The organism is Myroides sp. JBRI-B21084, assembly GCF_030545015.1.
Classification (GTDB): domain Bacteria; phylum Bacteroidota; class Bacteroidia; order Flavobacteriales; family Flavobacteriaceae; genus Flavobacterium.
The window spans coordinates 1,773,871-1,794,188 of the sequence record NZ_CP120653.1; the positions used below are offsets into that span (position 1 = coordinate 1,773,871).

The following is a 20,318-nucleotide window of genomic DNA, read 5'->3' on the forward strand; positions in this document are numbered from 1 at the left end:
CGCACACAAAACTAATGAAGCAATTCGTGTGCCTGAAGTTCGTTTAGTAGGCGATAACGTAGAACCAGGAGTTTACAAAACATCACAAGCATTAGCTATGGCTGATGAACAAGGATTAGATTTGGTTGAAATTTCTCCAAATGCAGCCCCTCCTGTTTGTAAAATTATCGATTACAAAAAGTTTCTTTACGAGCAAAAGAAACGTGACAAAATGTTGAAGGCTAAAACTGCACAAATTACGGTTAAAGAAATTCGTTTTGGTCCACAAACAGACGAACATGATTACGAGTTTAAAAAGAAAAATGCCATGAAGTTCCTTAAAGAAGGCGCTAAATTAAAAGCATTTGTATTTTTTAAAGGAAGATCTATTATCTATAAAGAACAAGGTCAAATTTTATTATTGCGTTTAGCTCAAGATCTTGAAGAATTTGGTAAAGTAGAAGCGATGCCTGTTCTTGAAGGTAAAAGAATGACAATGTATATTGCACCTAAAAAGAAAAATTAGTATTTTTGCAAAATATTGTTAAGTAAGATAACATAAATACCTAGGACAAATGCCTAAAATGAAAACAAAATCTAGTGCTAAGAAACGTTTTACCGTTACTGGTTCTGGAAAAATTAAAAGAAAACACGCTTTTAAAAGCCACATCTTAACAAAGAAGTCTAAAAAGCGTAAATTAGCTTTAACTCATTCTGGTTTAGTACATAAATCAGACGAAAGAAGCATTAAAGAACAATTAAGAATAGTTTAATCTATTTATTGTTTTTTAGGTTAAAACAATTTAATAACCCTGGAGTGGGCCGATTGAAATAAAATCGAAAGTGGTATAAAAAACTACCCGCCTTACTACAAAAAAATTTTAAAATTATGCCAAAAGCAAATAATGCAGTAGCATCAAGAGCAAGAAGAAAAAGAATTTTGAAGCAAGCCAAAGGTTTCTTCGGAAGACGTAAAAACGTTTGGACAGTAGCTAAAAACGCGGTAGAAAAAGCAATGAAATATGCTTACCGCGATAGAAAACAAAAGAAAAGAAATTTCCGTGCGTTATGGATTATGCGTATTAACGCTGGTGCTCGTTTACACGGAATGTCTTATTCACAATTCATGGGTAAAATCAAAGCTAATAACATTGAATTAAACCGTAAGGTTTTAGCAGATTTAGCAATGAATCACCCAGAAGCTTTCACAGCTATCGTTAATAAAATTAAATAAACGTTTGTAAAACCCGTTTATCTTACTTATCATAAAAAAAACCTGCTTTTAGCAGGTTTTTTTGTTTTAAATACAATATTTATGCTTTAAGATTAATACCTTTGCAAAAATGATTTTTTTATGCAAGAATTACAAAATATTGTAGAGCACGCTTGGGAAAACCGAGAATTGTTGCAACAAGAAGAAACACAAATAGCCATTAGAAAAGTTATTGATTTAATTGATAATGGTGAATTACGTACTGCACAACCAATTGACGGTGGATGGCAAATTAACGAATGGGTTAAAAAGGCTGTAGTTATGTACTTCCCTATTCAAAAAATGGAAACATTAGAAGCTGGTATTTTTGAATACCACGATAAAATGCCTTTAAAAAGAAATTATGCTGCAAAAGGAATACGCGTAGTGCCTAATGCTGTTGCGCGTCATGGTGCATATATTTCGGCGGGTGTTATCTTAATGCCATCATATGTAAACATTGGTGCATATGTAGATGAAGGTACTATGGTTGATACATGGGCTACTGTAGGTTCATGTGCACAAATTGGTAAAAATGTACATTTATCTGGTGGTGTTGGTATTGGTGGTGTTTTAGAGCCATTACAAGCTGCACCAGTAATTATTGAAGATAATGCATTCATTGGATCACGTTGTATTGTTGTAGAAGGTGTTCGTGTTGGTAAAGAAGCCGTTTTAGGTGCAAATGTTTGCTTAACTGCATCAACAAAAATTATTGATGTTACTGGCGAAACTCCAATAGAATTAAAAGGTTATGTACCTGAACGTTCTGTTGTTATTCCTGGTTCTTACACCAAAAAATTTGAAGCAGGTGAATATCAAGTTCCATGTGCATTAATTATTGGTAAACGTAAAGAAAGTACCGATAAAAAAACGTCGTTAAACGATGCGCTACGTGAGCATAACGTAGCCGTATAAAATAGTAAATCCCTTTGCAGTGCAAAGGGATTTTTTTTATAAACGATTAGCAATAATATTCTTAACAACTTCGGGGTTAATCATTGTTGATGTATCACCAAAATTATCTAATTGATTTAAAGCTATAGACCTTAAAACACGACGTAATATTTTTCCCGATCTGGTTTTAGGTAAATCGGTAACAAATTGAATTTTATCTAATTTACCAATTGGTCCGTAATGATCTGCAATTAATTGATTGATTTCTTTCTTTAAATTATCTTTATCACGTGAAGTTCCTTCTAATTTTAATGAAATATATCCATACAAAGCATTTCCTTTAATATCATGCGGAAAACCTACAACTGCCGATTCTGCAACCGCTGGATGTTGATTAATTGCATCTTCAATAGGAGCTGTACCAAGATTATGGCCCGAAACAATTACCACATCATCTGCCCTACCTGTAATTCGGTAATAACCTACTTCGTCACGTAACGCATTATCGCCAGTGAAATAAGTTCCAGGAAAATCGGAAAAATAAGTTTTTACAAAACGCTCGTGATCGCCCCAAATAGTTCTTGCTATAGAAGGCCATGGAAATTTTACACACAAGCTACCCATAACTTGGTTACCTTTAATCTCGTTGTTTTTATCATCCATTAAAACAGCTTGAACACCCGGTAATGGCAACGTTGCATATGTTGGTTTTGTTGGAGTTACACATGCAATGGGAGCAATTAAAATAGCCCCAGTTTCGGTTTGCCACCAAGTATCAACAATTGGGCATCGTTTTTTGCCTATAAAATCGTTAAACCAATGCCACGCTTCTTCGTTTATTGGTTCGCCAACCGATCCTAAAACTCTTAATGAAGATAGATTATGTGATGCAACGTATGAATAATCAGCTGTCATTAACGAACGTATAGCTGTAGGTGCCGTGTAAAAATGTGTGATTTTATGTTTATCAATTATATCCCAATAACGCGATGGATTCGGAAATGTAGGAATTCCTTCAAAAAGTACCGTTGTTGCCCCATTTAATAAAGCGCCGTATAAAATATATGAATGCCCCGTTATCCATCCTAAGTCTGCCGTGCACCAAAAAACATCTGTATCATTATAGTTAAATACATTTTGAAAACTATAAGCTGTTTGTACCATGTATCCTGCAGTTGTATGAACCATACCCTTTGGTTTACCTGTTGAACCTGATGTATATAAAATAAATAAAGGGTCTTCGGCATCCATAATTTCGGCTATATTTGTATCGTTAGCATCTTGATACAAATCGTTAAACCACACATCACGTAAAGGATTAAAAGCAACTTGTTCATTTGTACGTTTTACGACTAATACTTTTTCAACTGAAGTTACATTTTCAATTGCTTTATCAACAATTTCTTTAATTTTTATTGATTTATCTCCTCTAAAACCTCCATCGGCCGTAATTATTAACTTTGCATTACAATCTTCAACTCTTGAACGAATGGCAGCATCTGAAAATCCGGCAAAAATAACCGAATGTATTGCTCCAATTCGTGCACAAGCCAACATGCTTATGGCTAATTCGGGAATCATAGGTAAATAAATACAAACTCTATCGCCTTTTTTAATACCTAACGATTTTAAAACATTGGCTGTTTTAGCAACTTTTATATACAATTCGTTGTATGTAATGCGCTGAGCTTCTTCTGAAGGGTTATTGGGTTCAAAAATAAGAGCCGTTTTATCGCCACGTTTTGATAAATGTCGGTCGATACAGTTTTTAGTAATGTTTAATTTTGCGTTTACAAACCATTTTATTTCCCCTTTAGGAAAATCAAAATCAAAAACTTTATCCCAACCCTGATACCATGTGAAATTTTCTTCGGCAATTTTACTCCAAAACTTTCTTGGTTCACGAACCGATTTTTTATAATGTTTAAAATATTGCTCTAAATCGGCAATTTTATAATAACTCATAATTAATTGTGTAGTTTAGCATACTAAAATTAATAAAAAAAGGAATATTTATGAGTAAAATATTCCTTTTTAATAGTTTTATAAATCAATTAAAATGCAAAGTTGGTTTGAATTGATTGATTAAATTCATTAATGATTTCAGAAACTACTTCGTTAACAGGTTTAATCTCATTAATTAACCCCACAATTTGACCAATTTCCAGTTCACCATTATCTACATCACCTTCAAACATACCGCGCTTTGCTCTGGCTCTGCCTAAAAGTGATTTTAAATCATCTACAGTAGCACAATTTTGATATGCTTCTGCAACTTCATTAAAAAATTTATTGCGAATTAAACGTACCGGAGCCAATTCCTTTAAAGTTAAAAATGTATCGCCTTCTTGTGCATTAACACAAGTATCTTTAAAATGTTGATGAGCCGAACTTTCTATTGTCATTGCAAAACGTGTACCCATTTGCACGGCATCGGCACCTAAAATCATGGCTGCATGCATGGCTTTACCTGTTGCAATACCACCAGCAGCTATTAACGGAATTTGTAGTTGTTTTTTAACCATTGGTATTAAGGTAAACGTTGTAGTTTCTTCTCTACCATTATGCCCACCTGCTTCAAAACCTTCTGCAACAACAGCATCAACCCCAGCCTCTTGAGCTTTTAGTGCAAATTTTGTAGAACTTACAACATGTACAACCGTAATACCTTTTTCTTTAAGCCAATTTGTATATGTTTTAGGATTTCCTGCTGAAGTAAATACAATTTTCACACCTTCTTCAACAATAATATTCATTATTTCTTCTATATTTGGATACAACATAGGAACGTTTACTCCAAAAGGTTTTGAAGTTGCCAATTTGCATTTTTGAATATGTTCGCGCAAAACTTCAGGATACATTGAACCAGCGCCTATTAAACCTAAACCACCTGCATTACTAACCGCTGCTGCTAATTTATAACCGCTGTTCCATATCATTCCACCTTGAATAATTGGATATTTTATATTGAATAGTTGAGTAATTTTATTCATTTTTTTATAGTTTTATACAAAAATAGAAAAACCAAGCTTATTTTGCTTGGTTTTTTATTGTTTTTAAATATTTTTAAAGTTTAGAAATTACGCCCGAACCTAATAATTCGTCGTTAATATGCCACGATACAAATTGCCCTTCGGTTATGGCAGATTGAGGTTCATTAAATCGAACAAACAATCCTTTTTCGGTTTGATGTAATGTTGCGTTTTGTAATGGTTGGCGGTAACGTATACGCGCCATTACTTCCATTTGTTCACCATTCTTTAGTCTTAAATCTTCTCGAATCCAATGAATTTCATGTGATTGAACCAATAGTGTTTTTCTAAACAACCCAGGATGCATATTTCCCTGACCTGTATAAATAGCGTTATCGTTTACATTTGTATCAATAATAAACAAGGCTTCTTGCGTTCCTCCTACATTTAAACCTTTACGTTGACCCATTGTAAAATAATGAGCCCCATTGTGTTCACCCACTTTTTTAGCCATTTCGGGTGTATATTTAACCGATGTTGCTTCCCAAAGCAATTCATCATCTAAATCGTTAAAAAATGGCTTTGATTGATTGTAAACATCGTTATTCTTAGAAACTTCGTATATGATACCTTTTTTGGGTTTTAACTGTTGTTGCAAAAACTCAGGCAAACGTACTTTTCCAATAAAGCAAAGTCCTTGAGAATCTTTTTTTGCTGCTGTAATTAAATTATTTTTTGCAGCAATTTCTCTTACTTCAGGTTTTAAGTATTCACCAATTGGAAACAAAGCTTTTGCTAATTGCTCTTGCGATAGCTGACATAAAAAATACGATTGATCTTTATTTGGATCTTTACCCGCTAATAATTTATAAACTGTTTTTCCGTTTATAATTTCTTCTTCTTTTCTGCAGTAATGTCCAGTAGCAACATAATCGGCACCTAATTCTAATGCAATTTTCATAAATACATCGAATTTAATTTCACGATTACATAAAACATCCGGATTGGGTGTTCTACCGTTTTCATATTCATTGAACATATAATCTACAATACGCTCTTTGTACTGTTCACTTAAATCAACTGTTTGAAAAGGGATTCCTAATTTATCAGCAACCAATAAAGCATCGTTACTATCTTCTAACCAAGGACATTCATCGGAAATAGTAACTGTATCATCGTGCCAGTTTTTCATAAATAAACCAATAACTTCGTATCCTTGATCTATTAATAACTGCGCTGCAACGCTTGAATCTACTCCACCTGAAAGGCCTACTACTACTCTTTTTTTCATTTTTTAAAAATCGAAAAGCAAAGTTACGATAATTGATTGAGTTGTTTTTTATTTAGATTTATTTTTAGGAACAATTAGCTTTCCGTTAACATATTCGGCTTCATCGGTAATTTTACCATTAGCATCACGTATGATTAATTTTCCTTCTAAAATCCCATTTTTATAATTTGCTTCTTTAATTTTTACACCATTTTCAGAAAATTGATTAGCAATACCATCTTCAATTCCATTTTTGTATTGTAGTTCTTCAGATAATTTACCTGAAACATAAAAAGCTTTTTTTATACCATGAAGTTTATCGTTTTTGTAAGGCTCTTCAGACATAACATTTTGACCATCTTTATGATAAATCTTCCAAACACCTTCTTTTGATTTGTTAATATAAACTCCTTCAGACATTTTCTTTTTTCCATTGTAAAAAATAGAATATACAGAACCATCTGCTTTAAATTCTTTAGTAGCAATTAGCTTTTTTTCAGCTTCATCTGCATAAAACTTAAAAACTCCAATCTCTTTTCCATTTTTAAAAGTCCCTTCGTATTTAACATTATTTGTTTTTGAATAATAACCAATCCAATTACCTTCACGTTGGCCATTTGCATTAGTTTTATTTACATCTTGTGCATAAACAGCAATCGATCCCGATACAACAGCTAACGCTGTAAACATATATTGTTTCATTCTTTTATTAAGTTTAATATTTCAAAAATAAGCATTATGGATTTGATTCAGCAATAATTTTGCCATAAATAAATTTAAGTTTGCTTAATTAAAAAAATACATTACAATTTGAAATAATCTATATTCTAAAGTATAAAAAAAGAAAATCCCAATCTTTTCAGATTGGGGTTATACTAAAAAAGGCGACGACTTGACCGAAGGGACACGCCGCACCTATGAAAAAAAAGAAAACCCCAATCTTTTCAGATTGGGGTTTTACTAAAAAAAGGCGGCGACATACTCTCCCACATTAAAATGCAGTACCATCTGCGCTATCGGGCTTAACTTCTCTGTTCGGAATGGGAAGAGGTGAGCCCCGATGCTATAACCACCTTAAGCTTTTGGTTTATTACACTTGTAACAAACTATTTTGTTAACATATTTTCGATACTTTTTGTAGATTATTTCAAGTTTAGTCTTAATACTAAATTCTCAATACTATTTTTATAAAGCAATTCCTAGAGCACATAAGCTTACGGGCTATTAGTACTACTTGACTATGACATTACTGCCTTTACATCTGTAGCCTATCAACGTTGTCATCTTCAACGACCCTTTAAAGAAATCTCATCTTGTGGTGGGTTTCGCGCTTATATGCTTTCAGCGCTTATCCCTTCCCAACGTAGCTACTCAGCGATGCACCTGGCGGCACAACTGATACACCAGAGGTTAGTCCAATTCGGTCCTCTCGTACTAGAATCAGATCCACTCAAATTTCTTGCGCCCACAGTAGATAGAGACCGAACTGTCTCACGACGTTCTGAACCCAGCTCGCGTGCCACTTTAATGGGCGAACAGCCCAACCCTTGGGACCTTCTCCAGCCCCAGGATGTGACGAGCCGACATCGAGGTGCCAAACCCCCCCGTCGATATGAGCTCTTGGGGGAGATCAGCCTGTTATCCCCGGCGTACCTTTTATCCTTTGAGCGATGGCCCTTCCATGCGGAACCACCGGATCACTATGCTCTACTTTCGTACCTGATCGACTTGTTAGTCTCGCAGTCAAGCTCCCTTTTGCCATTGCACTCTACGCACGGTTACCAAGCGTGCTGAGGGAACCTTTAGAAGCCTCCGTTACTCTTTTGGAGGCGACCACCCCAGTCAAACTACCCACCAAGCAATGTCCTCAACATGTATCGAGTTAGATCTCAGATAAGCAAAGGGTGGTATTTCAACAATGACTCCACAACGCCTAGCGACGCCATTTCATAGTCTCCCACCTATCCTACACATCACTTATCCAAGAACAATACTAAGCTATAGTAAAGGTGCACAGGGTCTTTTCGTCCCACTGCGGGTAATCGGCATCTTCACCGATACTACAATTTCACCGAGCTCATGGCTGAGACAGTGTCCAGATCGTTACACCATTCGTGCAGGTCGGAACTTACCCGACAAGGAATTTCGCTACCTTAGGACCGTTATAGTTACGGCCGCCGTTTACTGGGGCTTCAATTCAATGCTTCTCCGAAGATAACATCTCCTCTTAACCTTCCAGCACCGGGCAGGTGTCAGGCCCTATACTTCATCTTACGATTTGGCAGAGCCCTGTGTTTTTGATAAACAGTCGCCTGGACCTTTTCACTGCGGCCAGCATTGCTGCTGGCGACCTTTCTCCCGAAGTTACAGGTCTATTTTGCCTAATTCCTTAGCCATGAATCTCTCGAGCACCTGAGGATACTCTCCTCGACCACCTGTGTCGGTTTGCGGTACGGGTTGTAATAATCTAAGTTTAGAAGCTTTTCTTGACAGCCTTTAGGTACACTATCACTTTGCCCGAAGGCTCCGTGTACTATCGCATTTCTCCAAGTTCGACGCATTTTACTATCAAACCTATAGGTACGTGCTTTAACGAACTATTCCGTCAGTTCGCGGTACTTTCACCACTGCGTCACTCCATCACAACTATTACAAGTACGGGAATATTAACCCGTTGGCCATCGACGTCCCCCTTCGGGTGTGCCTTAGGTCCCGACTAACCCACAGCTGATTAGCATAGCTGTGGAAACCTTGGTCTTACGGTGTGCGGGTTTCTCGCCCGCATTATCGTTACTTATGCCTACATTTTCTTTTCTAAACAGTCCAGCAATTCTCACAAATCACCTTCTACCCAGTTTAGAATGCTCCCCTACCACTTGTATTTACATACAAATCCATAGCTTCGGTAGTATACTTATGCCCGATTATTATCCATGCTCGATCGCTCGACTAGTGAGCTGTTACGCACTCTTTAAATGAATGGCTGCTTCCAAGCCAACATCCTAGCTGTCGGGGCAATCAAACCGCGTTTTTTCAACTTAGCATACATTTGGGGACCTTAGCTGATGGTCTGGGTTCTTTCCCTCTCGGACATGGACCTTAGCACCCATGCCCTCACTGCTGTAAATCATTTATTAGCATTCGGAGTTTGTCAGGAATTGGTAGGCGGTGAAGCCCCCGCATCCAATCAGTAGCTCTACCTCTAATAAACTATATCAGCGCTGCACCTAAATGCATTTCGGGGAGTACGAGCTATTTCCGAGTTTGATTGGCCTTTCACCCCTACCCACAGGTCATCCGAAGACTTTTCAACGTCAACCGGTTCGGTCCTCCATTTGGTGTTACCCAAACTTCAACCTGCCCATGGGTAGATCACACGGTTTCGCGTCTACCACTACTGACTATAGCGCCCTATTCAGACTCGCTTTCGCTTCGGCTGCGTAACTTAATTACTTAACCTTGCCAGCAACGGTAACTCGTAGGCTCATTATGCAAAAGGCACGCCGTCACCCAACGAATGGGCTCCGACCGCTTGTAGGCGTATGGTTTCAGGTTCTATTTCACTCCGTTATTCACGGTTCTTTTCACCTTTCCCTCACGGTACTGGTTCACTATCGGTCTCTCAGGAGTATTTAGCCTTGGCGGATGGTCCCGCCGGTTTCAATCAAGGTTTCACGTGCCCCGACCTACTCAGGATACCACTATCTAATACTTCACTTACCTATACGGGACTATCACCCTCTACGGTTCATCTTTCCAGATGATTCTAATTCGCTTAGCTTAAAATGTCGTGGTCCTACAACCCCAAAATTGCCGTAACAACTTTGGTTTGGGCTTCTGCGCGTTCGCTCGCCACTACTTACGCAATCACTTTTGTTTTCTTCTCCTCCGCCTACTTAGATGTTTCAGTTCAGCGGGTTTGCTCACCTATCGGTGTACTATGTCTTCAACATAGTGGGTTGCCCCATTCGGATATCTGCGGATCAATTCGTATGTGCCAATCCCCGCAGCTTTTCGCAGCTTATCACGTCCTTCGTCGCCTCTGAGAGCCTAGGCATTCCCCATACGCCCTTATTTTGCTTATTGTGCTCTACTTTAATCCCTAAAGATTAAATGTGCTTTATATTATTTCTAATATTATTCTACTTTTTAAATGTATCTCAATATGTCAATGAACTTTTTTCGCTTGATGCGAATTGTGGAGAATATCGGAGTCGAACCGATGACCTCCTGCGTGCAAGGCAGGCGCTCTAGCCAGCTGAGCTAATCCCCCATTCTTTTAGCTTTCAGTTATCAGCCGTTAGCTTTCAGCGGATTGTTGATAACTCAACTTCTAAAATTTCCTTTTATGGTATTTTTCACAGCTTTTTAATTCGTAATTTTCTATTTCGTAATTAAAAGTAGTCCCGGGCAGACTCGAACTGCCGACCCCTACATTATCAGTGTAGTACTCTAACCAGCTGAGCTACGAGACTCTGTAATTTTTTACCTTTTTTTTGAACTAACAGTTAAGAGTAAGAGATTTTTAAACCATCTCTAGAAAGGAGGTGTTCCAGCCGCACCTTCCGGTACGGCTACCTTGTTACGACTTAGCCCTAGTTACCAGTTTTACCCTAGGCAGCTCCTTGCGGTCACCGACTTCAGGTACCCCCAGCTTCCATGGCTTGACGGGCGGTGTGTACAAGGCCCGGGAACGTATTCACCGGATCATGGCTGATATCCGATTACTAGCGATTCCAGCTTCACGGAGTCGAGTTGCAGACTCCGATCCGAACTGTGACCGGCTTTATAGATTCGCTCCCTATCGCTAGGTGGCTGCTCTCTGTACCGGCCATTGTAGCACGTGTGTGGCCCAGGACGTAAGGGCCGTGATGATTTGACGTCATCCCCACCTTCCTCACAGTTTACACTGGCAGTCTTGCTAGAGTTCCCGACATTACTCGCTGGCAACTAACAACAGGGGTTGCGCTCGTTATAGGACTTAACCTGACACCTCACGGCACGAGCTGACGACAACCATGCAGCACCTTGTAAATTGTCCGAAGAAATATCTGTTTCCAAATACGTCAATCTACATTTAAGCCCTGGTAAGGTTCCTCGCGTATCATCGAATTAAACCACATGCTCCACCGCTTGTGCGGGCCCCCGTCAATTCCTTTGAGTTTCAGGCTTGCGCCCGTACTCCCCAGGTGGGATACTTATCACTTTCGCTTAGCCACTCAGTCCGAAAACCAAACAGCTAGTATCCATCGTTTACGGCGTGGACTACCAGGGTATCTAATCCTGTTCGCTACCCACGCTTTCGTCCATCAGCGTCAATCGTTGGTTAGTAACCTGCCTTCGCAATTGGTATTCCATGTAATATCTAAGCATTTCACCGCTACACTACATATTCTAGTTACTTCACCAAAATTCAAGCCCTACAGTATCAATGGCAATTTTTTGGTTAAGCCAAAAACTTTCACCGCTGACTTATAAGGCCGCCTACGGACCCTTTAAACCCAATGATTCCGGATAACGCTTGGATCCTCCGTATTACCGCGGCTGCTGGCACGGAGTTAGCCGATCCTTATTCTTACAGTACCGTCAAGTTCCCTCGCAAGGGAGTGTTTCTTCCTGTACAAAAGCAGTTTACAATCCATAGGACCGTCTTCCTGCACGCGGCATGGCTGGTTCAGACTTGCGTCCATTGACCAATATTCCTCACTGCTGCCTCCCGTAGGAGTCTGGTCCGTGTCTCAGTACCAGTGTGGGGGATCTCCCTCTCAGGACCCCTACCCATCATCGTCTTGGTGTGCCGTTACCACACCAACTAACTAATGGGACGCATGCTCATCTTATACCAATAAATCTTTAATATCTGAATGATGCCATTCCTATATCCTATAAGGTATTAATCCAAATTTCTCTGGGCTATCCCTTAGTATAAGGTAGATTGCATACGCGTTACGCACCCGTGCGCCGGTCTCAAGGAAGCAAGCTTCCTCTACCCCTCGACTTGCATGTGTTAGGCCTGCCGCTAGCGTTCATCCTGAGCCAGGATCAAACTCTTCATCGTATGTTTTTTATATTTTTTGATGTGTCGTTTAAAAACGTAATCTCTTACGCTCTTACTCTTTTTTTTCTGTTAATCCAATATGTCTATGAACTTGTCTCTTCTTCTGTCGCTTTGTTTCTTAAAGCGGTTGCAAAAGTAGTAACTTTTTCTAATCTACCAAAACTTTTTTTAGTTTTTTTTGAAAAAGTTTTTTTTGTGGGCGATAAGGGATTCGAACCCCTGACCCCCTCGGTGTAAACGAGGTGCTCTGAACCAGCTGAGCTAATCGCCCCTATTTTGTTTTTTTGAACGGACTGCAAAGATAACAACCTTTTGTAATACCATCCAAATTTATTTTTTACTTTTTTTTTCTAGGAACGTGTTGCTTGCTGTGCTGCTAAGCGGGTGCAAATATACCACCCTTTTTTTGGCTTTTGCAAGCTTTTTGCAAATGTTTTTTTAGTTTTTTTATAACCTACTTAATTGTAGTAATTTACGAATTATGAATTTTGAATTACGATTGTTGTTGGGGTGTTTTTACTAAATAAAACATACTTACTATATGTAATATTACTTTGCCTGTTCGCTTCGCTAGGGGCTTTTGGTTTTGAAATTTTTTATTTTTTTACAACAGTTTACACTCATTGGCACGGATTTTATATTTACAGCAAAGTGTTTTATAGTAAAACAGCCTTCATACGTGTGTATAGAGGCTGTTGGTTTTTATTGCTTATTGCACGGGCAAGATGCCCGCGCCAGCGTGGGGCTTATTTCTTACTAAATATTTCCATATAACCTGAAGAATTATCACCTATTTTATATTCATCTAAATCAAAAATAAAAAAAATATCTTCTCCTGAATATCCATAAACCACTTCAACAGATTCACCGGCACTAATGCCTTTACTAAAACTAATTTGCTTTTTGTATAGTTCTGTGCCTTTTATAAAAAAAATATTCTTTTTATAATCACCTAACATTGCTAATTTTAGATCAAACGTATTTTTATTAAAATTATTGAAATAATATATTTCATTTTTCATTAAATCAAGATAAATAACGTCTTCTGATCCATTTGAATCTCTAAATTCCTTTATTATATATTCTGAATAAATATAGTACTTTTGATAAACTTCATATAATTCATGACCAGTCCCTTTGACGGGATTATGTCTATAATTAAGTTCAGAATACCAATAATCATCCTTTTTTTCAAAAACCCTCTTTGTTTTTTTTCCATCCAATATTGCATTAATAATAATATTATTACTATTTAAAGTAATTGGTTCAACCCAAGCAGTTTTGTCTAAAATCATTTTAGGTTTTGACATTTGCATACTTTTATACTCAAATGACTTTAAATCATTTAGCTGATTAGCACAACTAAATAAAAATAATATAAAAAAATAACGAAGCATATATTTTATCATCTTATAAAATTATTTTGAATACCTAAATTAAATCCTTTTTTCACAGCTCGATAATTATTCTTAAAAGTTCTATTCGTATCACTCCTACTGTAACTTGGACTTTTATCATTTTTATTCATAGACAAGTTAAAAACAGTTCTCGATTGTTGACCCCGTGCGGACACTGTAAAACTATTCATTGTCTCACTATCTTCAGGATTTAAACTTTTCAACATATTCTCACCTCCATTAAATCTATACCCGCCGATCAATAAATGCTGAGAAGTTATTACCCTAGCATCTAACTGCTTAGACATACTTTGAGTTAACTGAGCTCCTTTTTCTCCTCTCCCTGCATTACATGCTAAAACAACTAAATTTTTTCCACTTAACTTATCACCTAAGGCACTTAAAGTTGAAGAACTATTCTTATTATTTACTTTAGTACTGCCAATGCTAAAAGAACCAGAATTTCCGTGAGAAGTCAAGGCAAATGTTCCAACATCAGAACCATCTGTTTTTAATTGTGATAGTCCTTTAGAGAAACCGGAAATATCATCAACCAACATAATAGGTATACCTGATTGTTTAGCATTGTTATAATCCATAGAAAATGCAGAATCAGAATTATAGTTACTTGGGATTACAGCCATTGTTCCTATATCACTCCCCGGTTTATAATTTACGAATGAGTAACCATCTCTATTTTTCGGGCCACCTTCTCCGTCTACAGCACTCATCCCAGTTGGGTCAATTAAATTTATTGGATTGTTATGTACGTAATGATATGGTGTCCACCCTGTAAACTCTTCCCCGAGCGGACCCACACTTACAAATATACTAATTCTTGGGTTACTTCGTCGGGCTCAGCATAAACTCCATAACGTGCGCCGTAATAATACATTTGCGTAGCATCATCTAATTCAGCGCTTTGCGCGGTTCGTTCGTCCAAAGCTCAGCCCGCTTTCTCCTCCGAAATCGTTGAATTTGTAAATAAATTGAAATGCGTGATTTTCACAAAAGGAATATTAAGTCTTAAACAACTTTAAAAACTGCAAGCCTGCGTTAGGGATGGCAGCGGATAGCCTTTTATTGGCGACTGAGGCACTCGAAGCGCCGATAAAAGCTATGAACGTACAGCCCGACCCGCCAATTTACCGCTATGCTTTGTTGTACTGTTTGGGTGTTTTTACTTGTATTTAGTGCTAAGGCGGTTTGTGAGGGGAACGCCCAAAGAAAGCAACTTACGAATTATGAACAGATTAGCTGTTTTTAAAAAAACTTTGGCCATTTTATTAGGTTTTATGGCTTTTTTGCTGTTATATTTGCAACCAATATTCTACGGGTGTAGTTCAAGGGTAGAATAGCGGTCTCCAAAACCGTTGATGGGGGTTCGAATCCCTCCACCCGTGCACAAAAAAACCAGCATTTCTGCTGGTTTTTGTTTTTATAAGCCAAATTGTAATCCTAGGCTCCAATAATTTTGATCGATTAAATTATCAGTAAACACTGGGTTTAAATCGTATTTAAACACCAACTTAAATTTATCTGTTCCTGCGTAAGCCATTACACCGTACTGAAAGTTGGTTACGTTCCAATCGCCTTTTTGATGTTCGTACACTTTATACCCATCTGCTTTTGTGTATCGTAAAATTTGTTTAGAATCTACATTATATCCTAAGTAAGCACCTAAACCAAAATTATAACCTTCGTTGGTTTTAAAACGGCGGTTTGCATTGTTGTAGGTTTTTGTTGTTGTTGTAAAATCTAACGAAAAAGGCACTGTTATATAAGCATTACGTAAATATGTATAGCCTTTGCGTAAGTTTTTTGCCGATGCTGTTGTGCCTGTTTGGTTACCCATAACCATAAACTCGTTATTTTGTGTTGTTGCCAAACCGTTGTAGTTTATACTTAAACCATAACGCACCCCCCATTTGTTATTGTTTTCATTGAATGGTGTACGTGCAGCTATTCCTACTTCGACTGTATTTGAACGCATATAACCGAATTCTGAATTTGCAAAAGCCCCATCGGTAGCTACGTTACCTACACCAAAGGCAATGAATATTGATGATTTTGTACGGTATTTTGCAACTGTATCGGCTTGTACACCCATTGCAAGATCAAACGGACTGTCTGATTTTCCCCAATCGTAATCGTATTGCTTGGTTGGTTCGCCTTCTTGCACTGTTACTTCTTCTACTTCAATCACAGGTTCGTAGTACGATGTGCCTTCTGCCTCAACTGATTGCTCGTTTGTAAATTTTGTAATGATTTGATATGCTTGTTCTTTGGTTATTTTTGAACCATCTACTTGAGCATTCACAACTTTGATTTTATCGGTTAATGATAATTCATCATTTGCGGCTGCTTCTTTTATTGCAGTGTTTTGTTGAATAATTGTATCAATACTTTGTGCGTGAACTGTTGCTGTAAATGCAAATATTGCAAAGCATAATAGTTTTTTCATTTTTAAGTAATTAATTTTATAAGTGAATGTGTAATTTACAAATTTGTTGCATTTTGTTTATACCCACATTGCGTTTTAACATTTTATTAAGATTTAACAATTAGCCCGGATTGCAGCGGTATCCTTTTATCGGTGGCTGAGGCACTCGAAGCGCCGATAAAAGATATAGCGGAAAGCCGGAAACAGCTTCAAATAAAAAACCTGCAAATTGATTACTCTTTTTGAATTATTCTTTACTATTAATGATTCCAAAGATTTATTTTAGAAATAATTTGCCAATTTGTAGATTCTTTCTTTTCTAAAACCAATAATTGCCCAGAACCACACAAACCTCCGCAATAATATCCGTAATAAACAGCTGCATAATTTCCTGAAAAGCTTACTTTAGAAAATTCAACTACCCAATTTGATTGAAATTTTTTATCAATTTGATCCCAACCCTTAATAATATCTCGTTTAAAGAAAGAATGGAATTTTCTTTTCCTTATTGGTTTAAGATTAAATATTGAATCGACGAAAGATTTGATTTCTATTTTTTGTGGCGAAGTTTTTAACAAACCTAAAATAGCATCTTGATAATTTTGATCTGTTTCATACTTTTTTATTGATTCATCATCAAAAAAACTTGAAAGTATCAACTCTTGATCAGCTTTTAAATAATTTAACAACTCATTTGAATCATCACCTAATTCTACATTTCTAATAACAAGAATTGTATTTTTATTCGTCCAGTTAATTTCTTTATTATTGATTATGGTTGAATATATTTCGTATTCATTATAAGGCTGACCATAAACATCAAACTTTGATATATTAAGAAATACAATTAGGAAAAGAATGGTTCTGATATATTGAAACATATTTTATTTTTGAACCAATATACTAAAAACTTCGGAATTTATAGCCCGGATTGCAGCGGTATCCTTTTATCGGTGGCTGAGGCACTCGAAGCGCCGATAAAAGATATAGCGGAAAGCCGGAAAAAGCTTCCAATAAAAATAACGAAACATCAACTCATGACGAGACTCTGAATCAAGTTCAGAGTGACAAAATTAAAGTAAATTATGATTTATTAGCTAATTGCCCGCAAGCTGCATCAATATCTTTACCTCTACTTCGGCGTACTTTTGCAACAATACCAGCATTGTTTAGTGCTTTAAGGTAGGCATCAATTACATTTGGATCGGCTTGTTGAAATTCACCATCGTCAATTGGGTTGTATTCAATAATATTTACTTTACAAGGTACATATTTACAAAATTTTACTAAGGCATCAATCGCTGCTTTATCGTCGTTAATACCTTTCCAAACCACATATTCGTAAGTAATTTTACTTTTAGTTTTACGGTACCAATATTCTAAAGCTTCGCGCAGTTCGGGTAATGGAAAACTTTTGGTAAATGGCATGATTTTATTTCGTGTTTCTTCGATTGCCGAATGTAACGAAACAGCCAGTTTAAATTTCACCTCATCGTCGGCCATTTTTTTAATCATTTTTGATACACCCGATGTGGATACGGTAATGCGTTTTGGTGACATTCCTAAACCTTCGTCTGACGTGATTTTATCAATGGCTTTCATTACATTGGGGTAGTTCATTAACGGTTCGCCCATACCCATGAATACAATATTAGAAAGCGGACGGTTATGATACAAACGACTTTCTTGATCGATTGCTAGTACTTGATCGTAAATTTCGTCGGGTGCTAAATTGCGCATGCGTTTTAAACGGGCAGTTGCACAAAAGTTACAATCTAAACTGCAGCCTACTTGGCTAGAAACACAAGCTGTTGTACGGGTTTCGGTTGGTATTAAAACCGATTCTACTATTAACCCATCGTGTAAACGCACGGCATTTTTTATGGTGCCATCGGTACTGTGCTGCATGGTATCAACCAGAATATGGTTAATTACAAAATGTTGTTCTAACATTACACGTGTTTCTAACGATAAATTGGTCATGTCGTTAAAAGTATGTGCGCCTTTACTCCACAACCATTCATACACCTGATTGCCGCGAAAAGCTTTATCGCCTTGCGCTACAAAAAAATCGCGTATTTGTTCTTTGGTTAAACTACGTATGTCTTTTTTTGTTGTATTCATTTTGCAAAGTTACAATATTTTACAAGTAGTTTGCACGCAATGGTGTTGTTTGGCTATCTTTACTAAAAAAATTATCATGCATTTTATTTCGGAAGAATTAGAAAACTATATTGCCCAACATTCGGCCGCCGAACCCGATCTTTTACAGCAGTTAAATAAAGAAACATATCAAAAAGTTTTGCAACCGCGTATGCTAAGTGGGCATTTTCAAGGACGCGTTTTAAGCATGCTTTCTAAAATTATTTACCCTTTAAACGTGTTAGAAATTGGCACTTATACAGGTTATGCTACACTTTGTATGGCCGAAGGTTTAAAACCCAACGGTACTATTGATACCATTGATATTAATGAAGAAGTTGCCGATATACAACAAAAATATTTCAACAAAAGCACTTATAGCCAGCAAATTAACCAACATATTGGCAACGCGTTAACCATTATTCCTACACTAAACAAAAAGTTTGACTTGGTTTTTATTGATGCCGATAAAGAGAACTATATTAATTATTGGAATTTAGTAGTGCCTTTAATGAATAAAGGCGGAATTATTTTAAGCGATAATGTACTTTGGAGCGGAAAGGTTTTAGAGGAATTAAAGAAAAACGACAAAGCCACCCAAATACTTTTAGAATTTAACAAACTTGTAAACAATGACCCAAGAGTTGAAACTGTTTTATTACCCATACGCGATGGGCTAACTGTTAGCAGGGTTTTATAATACCTTTTACATTAGTTACACCAATTTTACTTATTTGGTATTGGTTTAAAATACTACACAAAAAAACCTACAAGGTTTGTAAGACCTTGTAGGTTTGGTTACTATATATTTAAACTTACTTTTTTATAAGCTGTTTAACCGCTGTACCTTGTGCGGTTTGTAAATATAATAGATACGTACCACTTGCTAAATGTTCTACGTTAAGTTGTATTTCTGCTGGGTTGTTGTAAGCTTGCGTGCTTACTTGTTTACCTGCTAAATTATACACCGTAATTTGGTTTACCTGCATGTTCTCTTCATTGGTTATGTTTACCATATTGGTTGCTGGGTTAGGGTACAAATTAAATTTTGTAGCCAGCTGCTTGTTAGTGTTTAAAATTACACTTGGTGGCACTGCATTTAAAGCAGTAACTTCAAAATTATCAAACCTATGTACAGCAGTATCAGAATGATAAGATGCGATTTGCAAATGGATTTTTGAAATACTTTCAGTAGTTAAAAAATCACCAACCGCACCTGCACCTACAGTAGGTATAATAAGGTACATTTTTTTATTAGTGTAATCAAAGTAAAATACAATTTTTAACCATGTATTTCTAGGAACAGTAGGATTGCTTGTAAAAATGTTTCCAATTGTTTGTGGAAAACAAACACCGCAATTTGTTTGTACAAAATCATTCCTGTCATAATAAAGAAAGCGGATTAATTGGGGATTAACCACACCATCTAAAGTAATTGAACATCTTGGTATTGAAGTTGCTGTAATTGTATTATTACCCGTAAATAAATCAAATTCTATTTTTAAAACATTGTTACCCACCGTACGGTTGTTCCATAAAGCTTCAATTCCTTTTTTTGAAGCCACATTTTGTTTGAATGATGTATCTTGAATAAAGGGACTTGTAATCTCCAACACATTGCCTCTACCGGGTTCTGTTACAATTTTAAAATCATTAAGTCCTACATAAGAACTCCCTAAGGTGGAATATGTTTTAGTTTCTAAATACCAACCGCCTTGTCCTGGCGTTGTACCGGTATAATCGGTACCTACAATACCCGGGGAAAGGTTATTAAAATTTTCAGAGTACAAAACTTGCGCGTTGGTTAAAGGTGTAATTAACAGTAAAAAAAGGGGTATGGTGTGTGTTATAACTTTTTTCATAATTAATTATTTTAAGCACCTGTTTGCGAGTTGTTGTTTTCGGCGT

The 20,318-nt window shown here is 36.9% G+C and carries 16 protein-coding genes, 4 tRNA genes and 3 rRNA genes; 6 read left to right on the forward strand and 17 right to left on the reverse strand.

The window, feature by feature from the left end:
• The first annotated feature begins 28 nt into the window (after nt 1–28).
• From infC to P3875_RS08635, 4 genes are all read left to right on the forward strand, one after another.
• Nucleotides 29–505, forward strand: a complete 477-nt coding sequence (gene infC / locus P3875_RS08620; protein WP_442930314.1) for a translation initiation factor IF-3 — start codon at nt 29–31, stop codon at nt 503–505.
• A 49-nt stretch (nt 506–554) separates the two neighbouring features.
• A complete protein-coding gene (rpmI, locus tag P3875_RS08625; protein ID WP_303443563.1) occupies nt 555–752 on the forward strand; it encodes a 50S ribosomal protein L35 in 198 nt (65 codons plus the stop codon).
• 116 nt (nt 753–868) lie between these two features.
• Complete coding sequence (rplT, locus tag P3875_RS08630; protein WP_303443565.1) at nt 869–1,213, forward strand: 50S ribosomal protein L20; 345 nt, start codon at nt 869–871, stop codon at nt 1,211–1,213.
• Nucleotides 1,214–1,333: 120 nt separating this feature from the next.
• Nucleotides 1,334–2,149, forward strand: a complete 816-nt coding sequence (locus P3875_RS08635) for a 2,3,4,5-tetrahydropyridine-2,6-dicarboxylate N-succinyltransferase (RefSeq protein WP_303443566.1) — start codon at nt 1,334–1,336, stop codon at nt 2,147–2,149.
• A gap of 36 nt (nt 2,150–2,185) precedes the next feature.
• Here P3875_RS08635 and acs read toward each other — a convergent pair whose 3' ends face one another.
• The 13 genes from acs to P3875_RS08700 form a co-directional block, all read right to left on the reverse strand.
• On the reverse strand, nt 2,186–4,093 hold the full coding sequence (gene acs / locus P3875_RS08640; protein WP_303443567.1) for an acetate--CoA ligase: 1,908 nt from the start codon (nt 4,091–4,093) through the stop codon (nt 2,186–2,188).
• 89 nt (nt 4,094–4,182) lie between these two features.
• Nucleotides 4,183–5,121: an NAD(P)H-dependent flavin oxidoreductase gene (locus P3875_RS08645; RefSeq protein WP_303443568.1), complete on the reverse strand. Its 939-nt coding sequence runs from the start codon at nt 5,119–5,121 to the stop codon at nt 4,183–4,185.
• A gap of 73 nt (nt 5,122–5,194) precedes the next feature.
• Nucleotides 5,195–6,391, reverse strand: a complete 1,197-nt coding sequence (gene mnmA, locus P3875_RS08650; protein ID WP_303443569.1) for a tRNA 2-thiouridine(34) synthase MnmA — start codon at nt 6,389–6,391, stop codon at nt 5,195–5,197.
• Between the two features lie 48 nt (nt 6,392–6,439).
• Complete coding sequence (locus tag P3875_RS08655) at nt 6,440–7,072, reverse strand: toxin-antitoxin system YwqK family antitoxin (protein ID WP_303443570.1); 633 nt, start codon at nt 7,070–7,072, stop codon at nt 6,440–6,442.
• A 263-nt stretch (nt 7,073–7,335) separates the two neighbouring features.
• Nucleotides 7,336–7,447: ribosomal RNA gene (rrf, locus tag P3875_RS08660) — 5S ribosomal RNA — on the reverse strand.
• A gap of 126 nt (nt 7,448–7,573) precedes the next feature.
• A 23S ribosomal RNA gene (locus P3875_RS08665) occupies nt 7,574–10,456 on the reverse strand.
• A 113-nt stretch (nt 10,457–10,569) separates the two neighbouring features.
• Nucleotides 10,570–10,643, reverse strand: a tRNA-Ala gene (locus P3875_RS08670).
• Between the two features lie 128 nt (nt 10,644–10,771).
• Nucleotides 10,772–10,845, reverse strand: a tRNA-Ile gene (locus P3875_RS08675).
• 65 nt (nt 10,846–10,910) lie between these two features.
• Nucleotides 10,911–12,428 (reverse strand): 16S ribosomal RNA (locus P3875_RS08680).
• Together the 16S, 23S and 5S rRNA genes with 3 tRNA genes alongside form the textbook arrangement of a ribosomal RNA operon.
• Nucleotides 12,429–12,624: 196 nt before the next feature.
• Nucleotides 12,625–12,699 (reverse strand) — tRNA-Val (locus P3875_RS08685).
• 475 nt (nt 12,700–13,174) lie between these two features.
• Complete coding sequence (locus P3875_RS08690; RefSeq protein ID WP_303443571.1) at nt 13,175–13,738, reverse strand: hypothetical protein; 564 nt, start codon at nt 13,736–13,738, stop codon at nt 13,175–13,177.
• Nucleotides 13,739–13,833: 95 nt separating this feature from the next.
• Nucleotides 13,834–14,556 (reverse strand): DUF4347 domain-containing protein, encoded by a 723-nt coding sequence (locus P3875_RS08695; RefSeq protein ID WP_303443572.1) that lies wholly within the window; start codon nt 14,554–14,556, stop codon nt 13,834–13,836.
• Between the two features lie 89 nt (nt 14,557–14,645).
• The gene (locus tag P3875_RS08700) at nt 14,646–14,768 is read right to left on the reverse strand and encodes a hypothetical protein (protein ID WP_303443573.1); all 123 of its coding nucleotides are present in this window, start codon (nt 14,766–14,768) and stop codon (nt 14,646–14,648) included.
• Nucleotides 14,769–15,157: 389 nt separating this feature from the next.
• On the opposite strand from P3875_RS08700, the gene P3875_RS08705 reads away from it, so the two are divergent.
• Nucleotides 15,158–15,228: transfer RNA gene (locus P3875_RS08705), tRNA-Trp, on the forward strand.
• Between the two features lie 35 nt (nt 15,229–15,263).
• On the opposite strand, the gene P3875_RS08710 is transcribed toward P3875_RS08705, so the two are convergent.
• The 3 genes from P3875_RS08710 to rlmN all read right to left on the reverse strand — a co-directional run bounded on the left by P3875_RS08710 (nt 15,264) and on the right by rlmN (nt 18,392).
• On the reverse strand, nt 15,264–16,289 hold the full coding sequence (locus tag P3875_RS08710) for an outer membrane beta-barrel protein (RefSeq protein WP_303443574.1): 1,026 nt from the start codon (nt 16,287–16,289) through the stop codon (nt 15,264–15,266).
• Between the two features lie 239 nt (nt 16,290–16,528).
• Nucleotides 16,529–17,149 carry a hypothetical protein gene (locus P3875_RS08715; protein WP_303443575.1) on the reverse strand — a complete coding sequence of 207 codons (621 nt, stop codon included), beginning with the start codon at nt 17,147–17,149 and terminating at the stop codon, nt 16,529–16,531.
• Between the two features lie 202 nt (nt 17,150–17,351).
• Nucleotides 17,352–18,392, reverse strand: a complete 1,041-nt coding sequence (rlmN, locus tag P3875_RS08720; RefSeq protein ID WP_303443576.1) for a 23S rRNA (adenine(2503)-C(2))-methyltransferase RlmN — start codon at nt 18,390–18,392, stop codon at nt 17,352–17,354.
• Between the two features lie 76 nt (nt 18,393–18,468).
• Between rlmN and P3875_RS08725 the strand changes: the two genes are divergently transcribed.
• Nucleotides 18,469–19,110, forward strand: coding sequence for an O-methyltransferase (locus P3875_RS08725; protein WP_303443577.1), 642 nt, complete (start codon nt 18,469–18,471; stop codon nt 19,108–19,110).
• A 115-nt stretch (nt 19,111–19,225) separates the two neighbouring features.
• On the opposite strand, the gene P3875_RS08730 is transcribed toward P3875_RS08725, so the two are convergent.
• Entirely contained in the window at nt 19,226–20,272 is a 1,047-nt protein-coding gene (locus P3875_RS08730; RefSeq protein ID WP_303443578.1) for a T9SS type A sorting domain-containing protein, read from the reverse strand.
• Nucleotides 20,273–20,318: the final 46 nt, after the last annotated feature.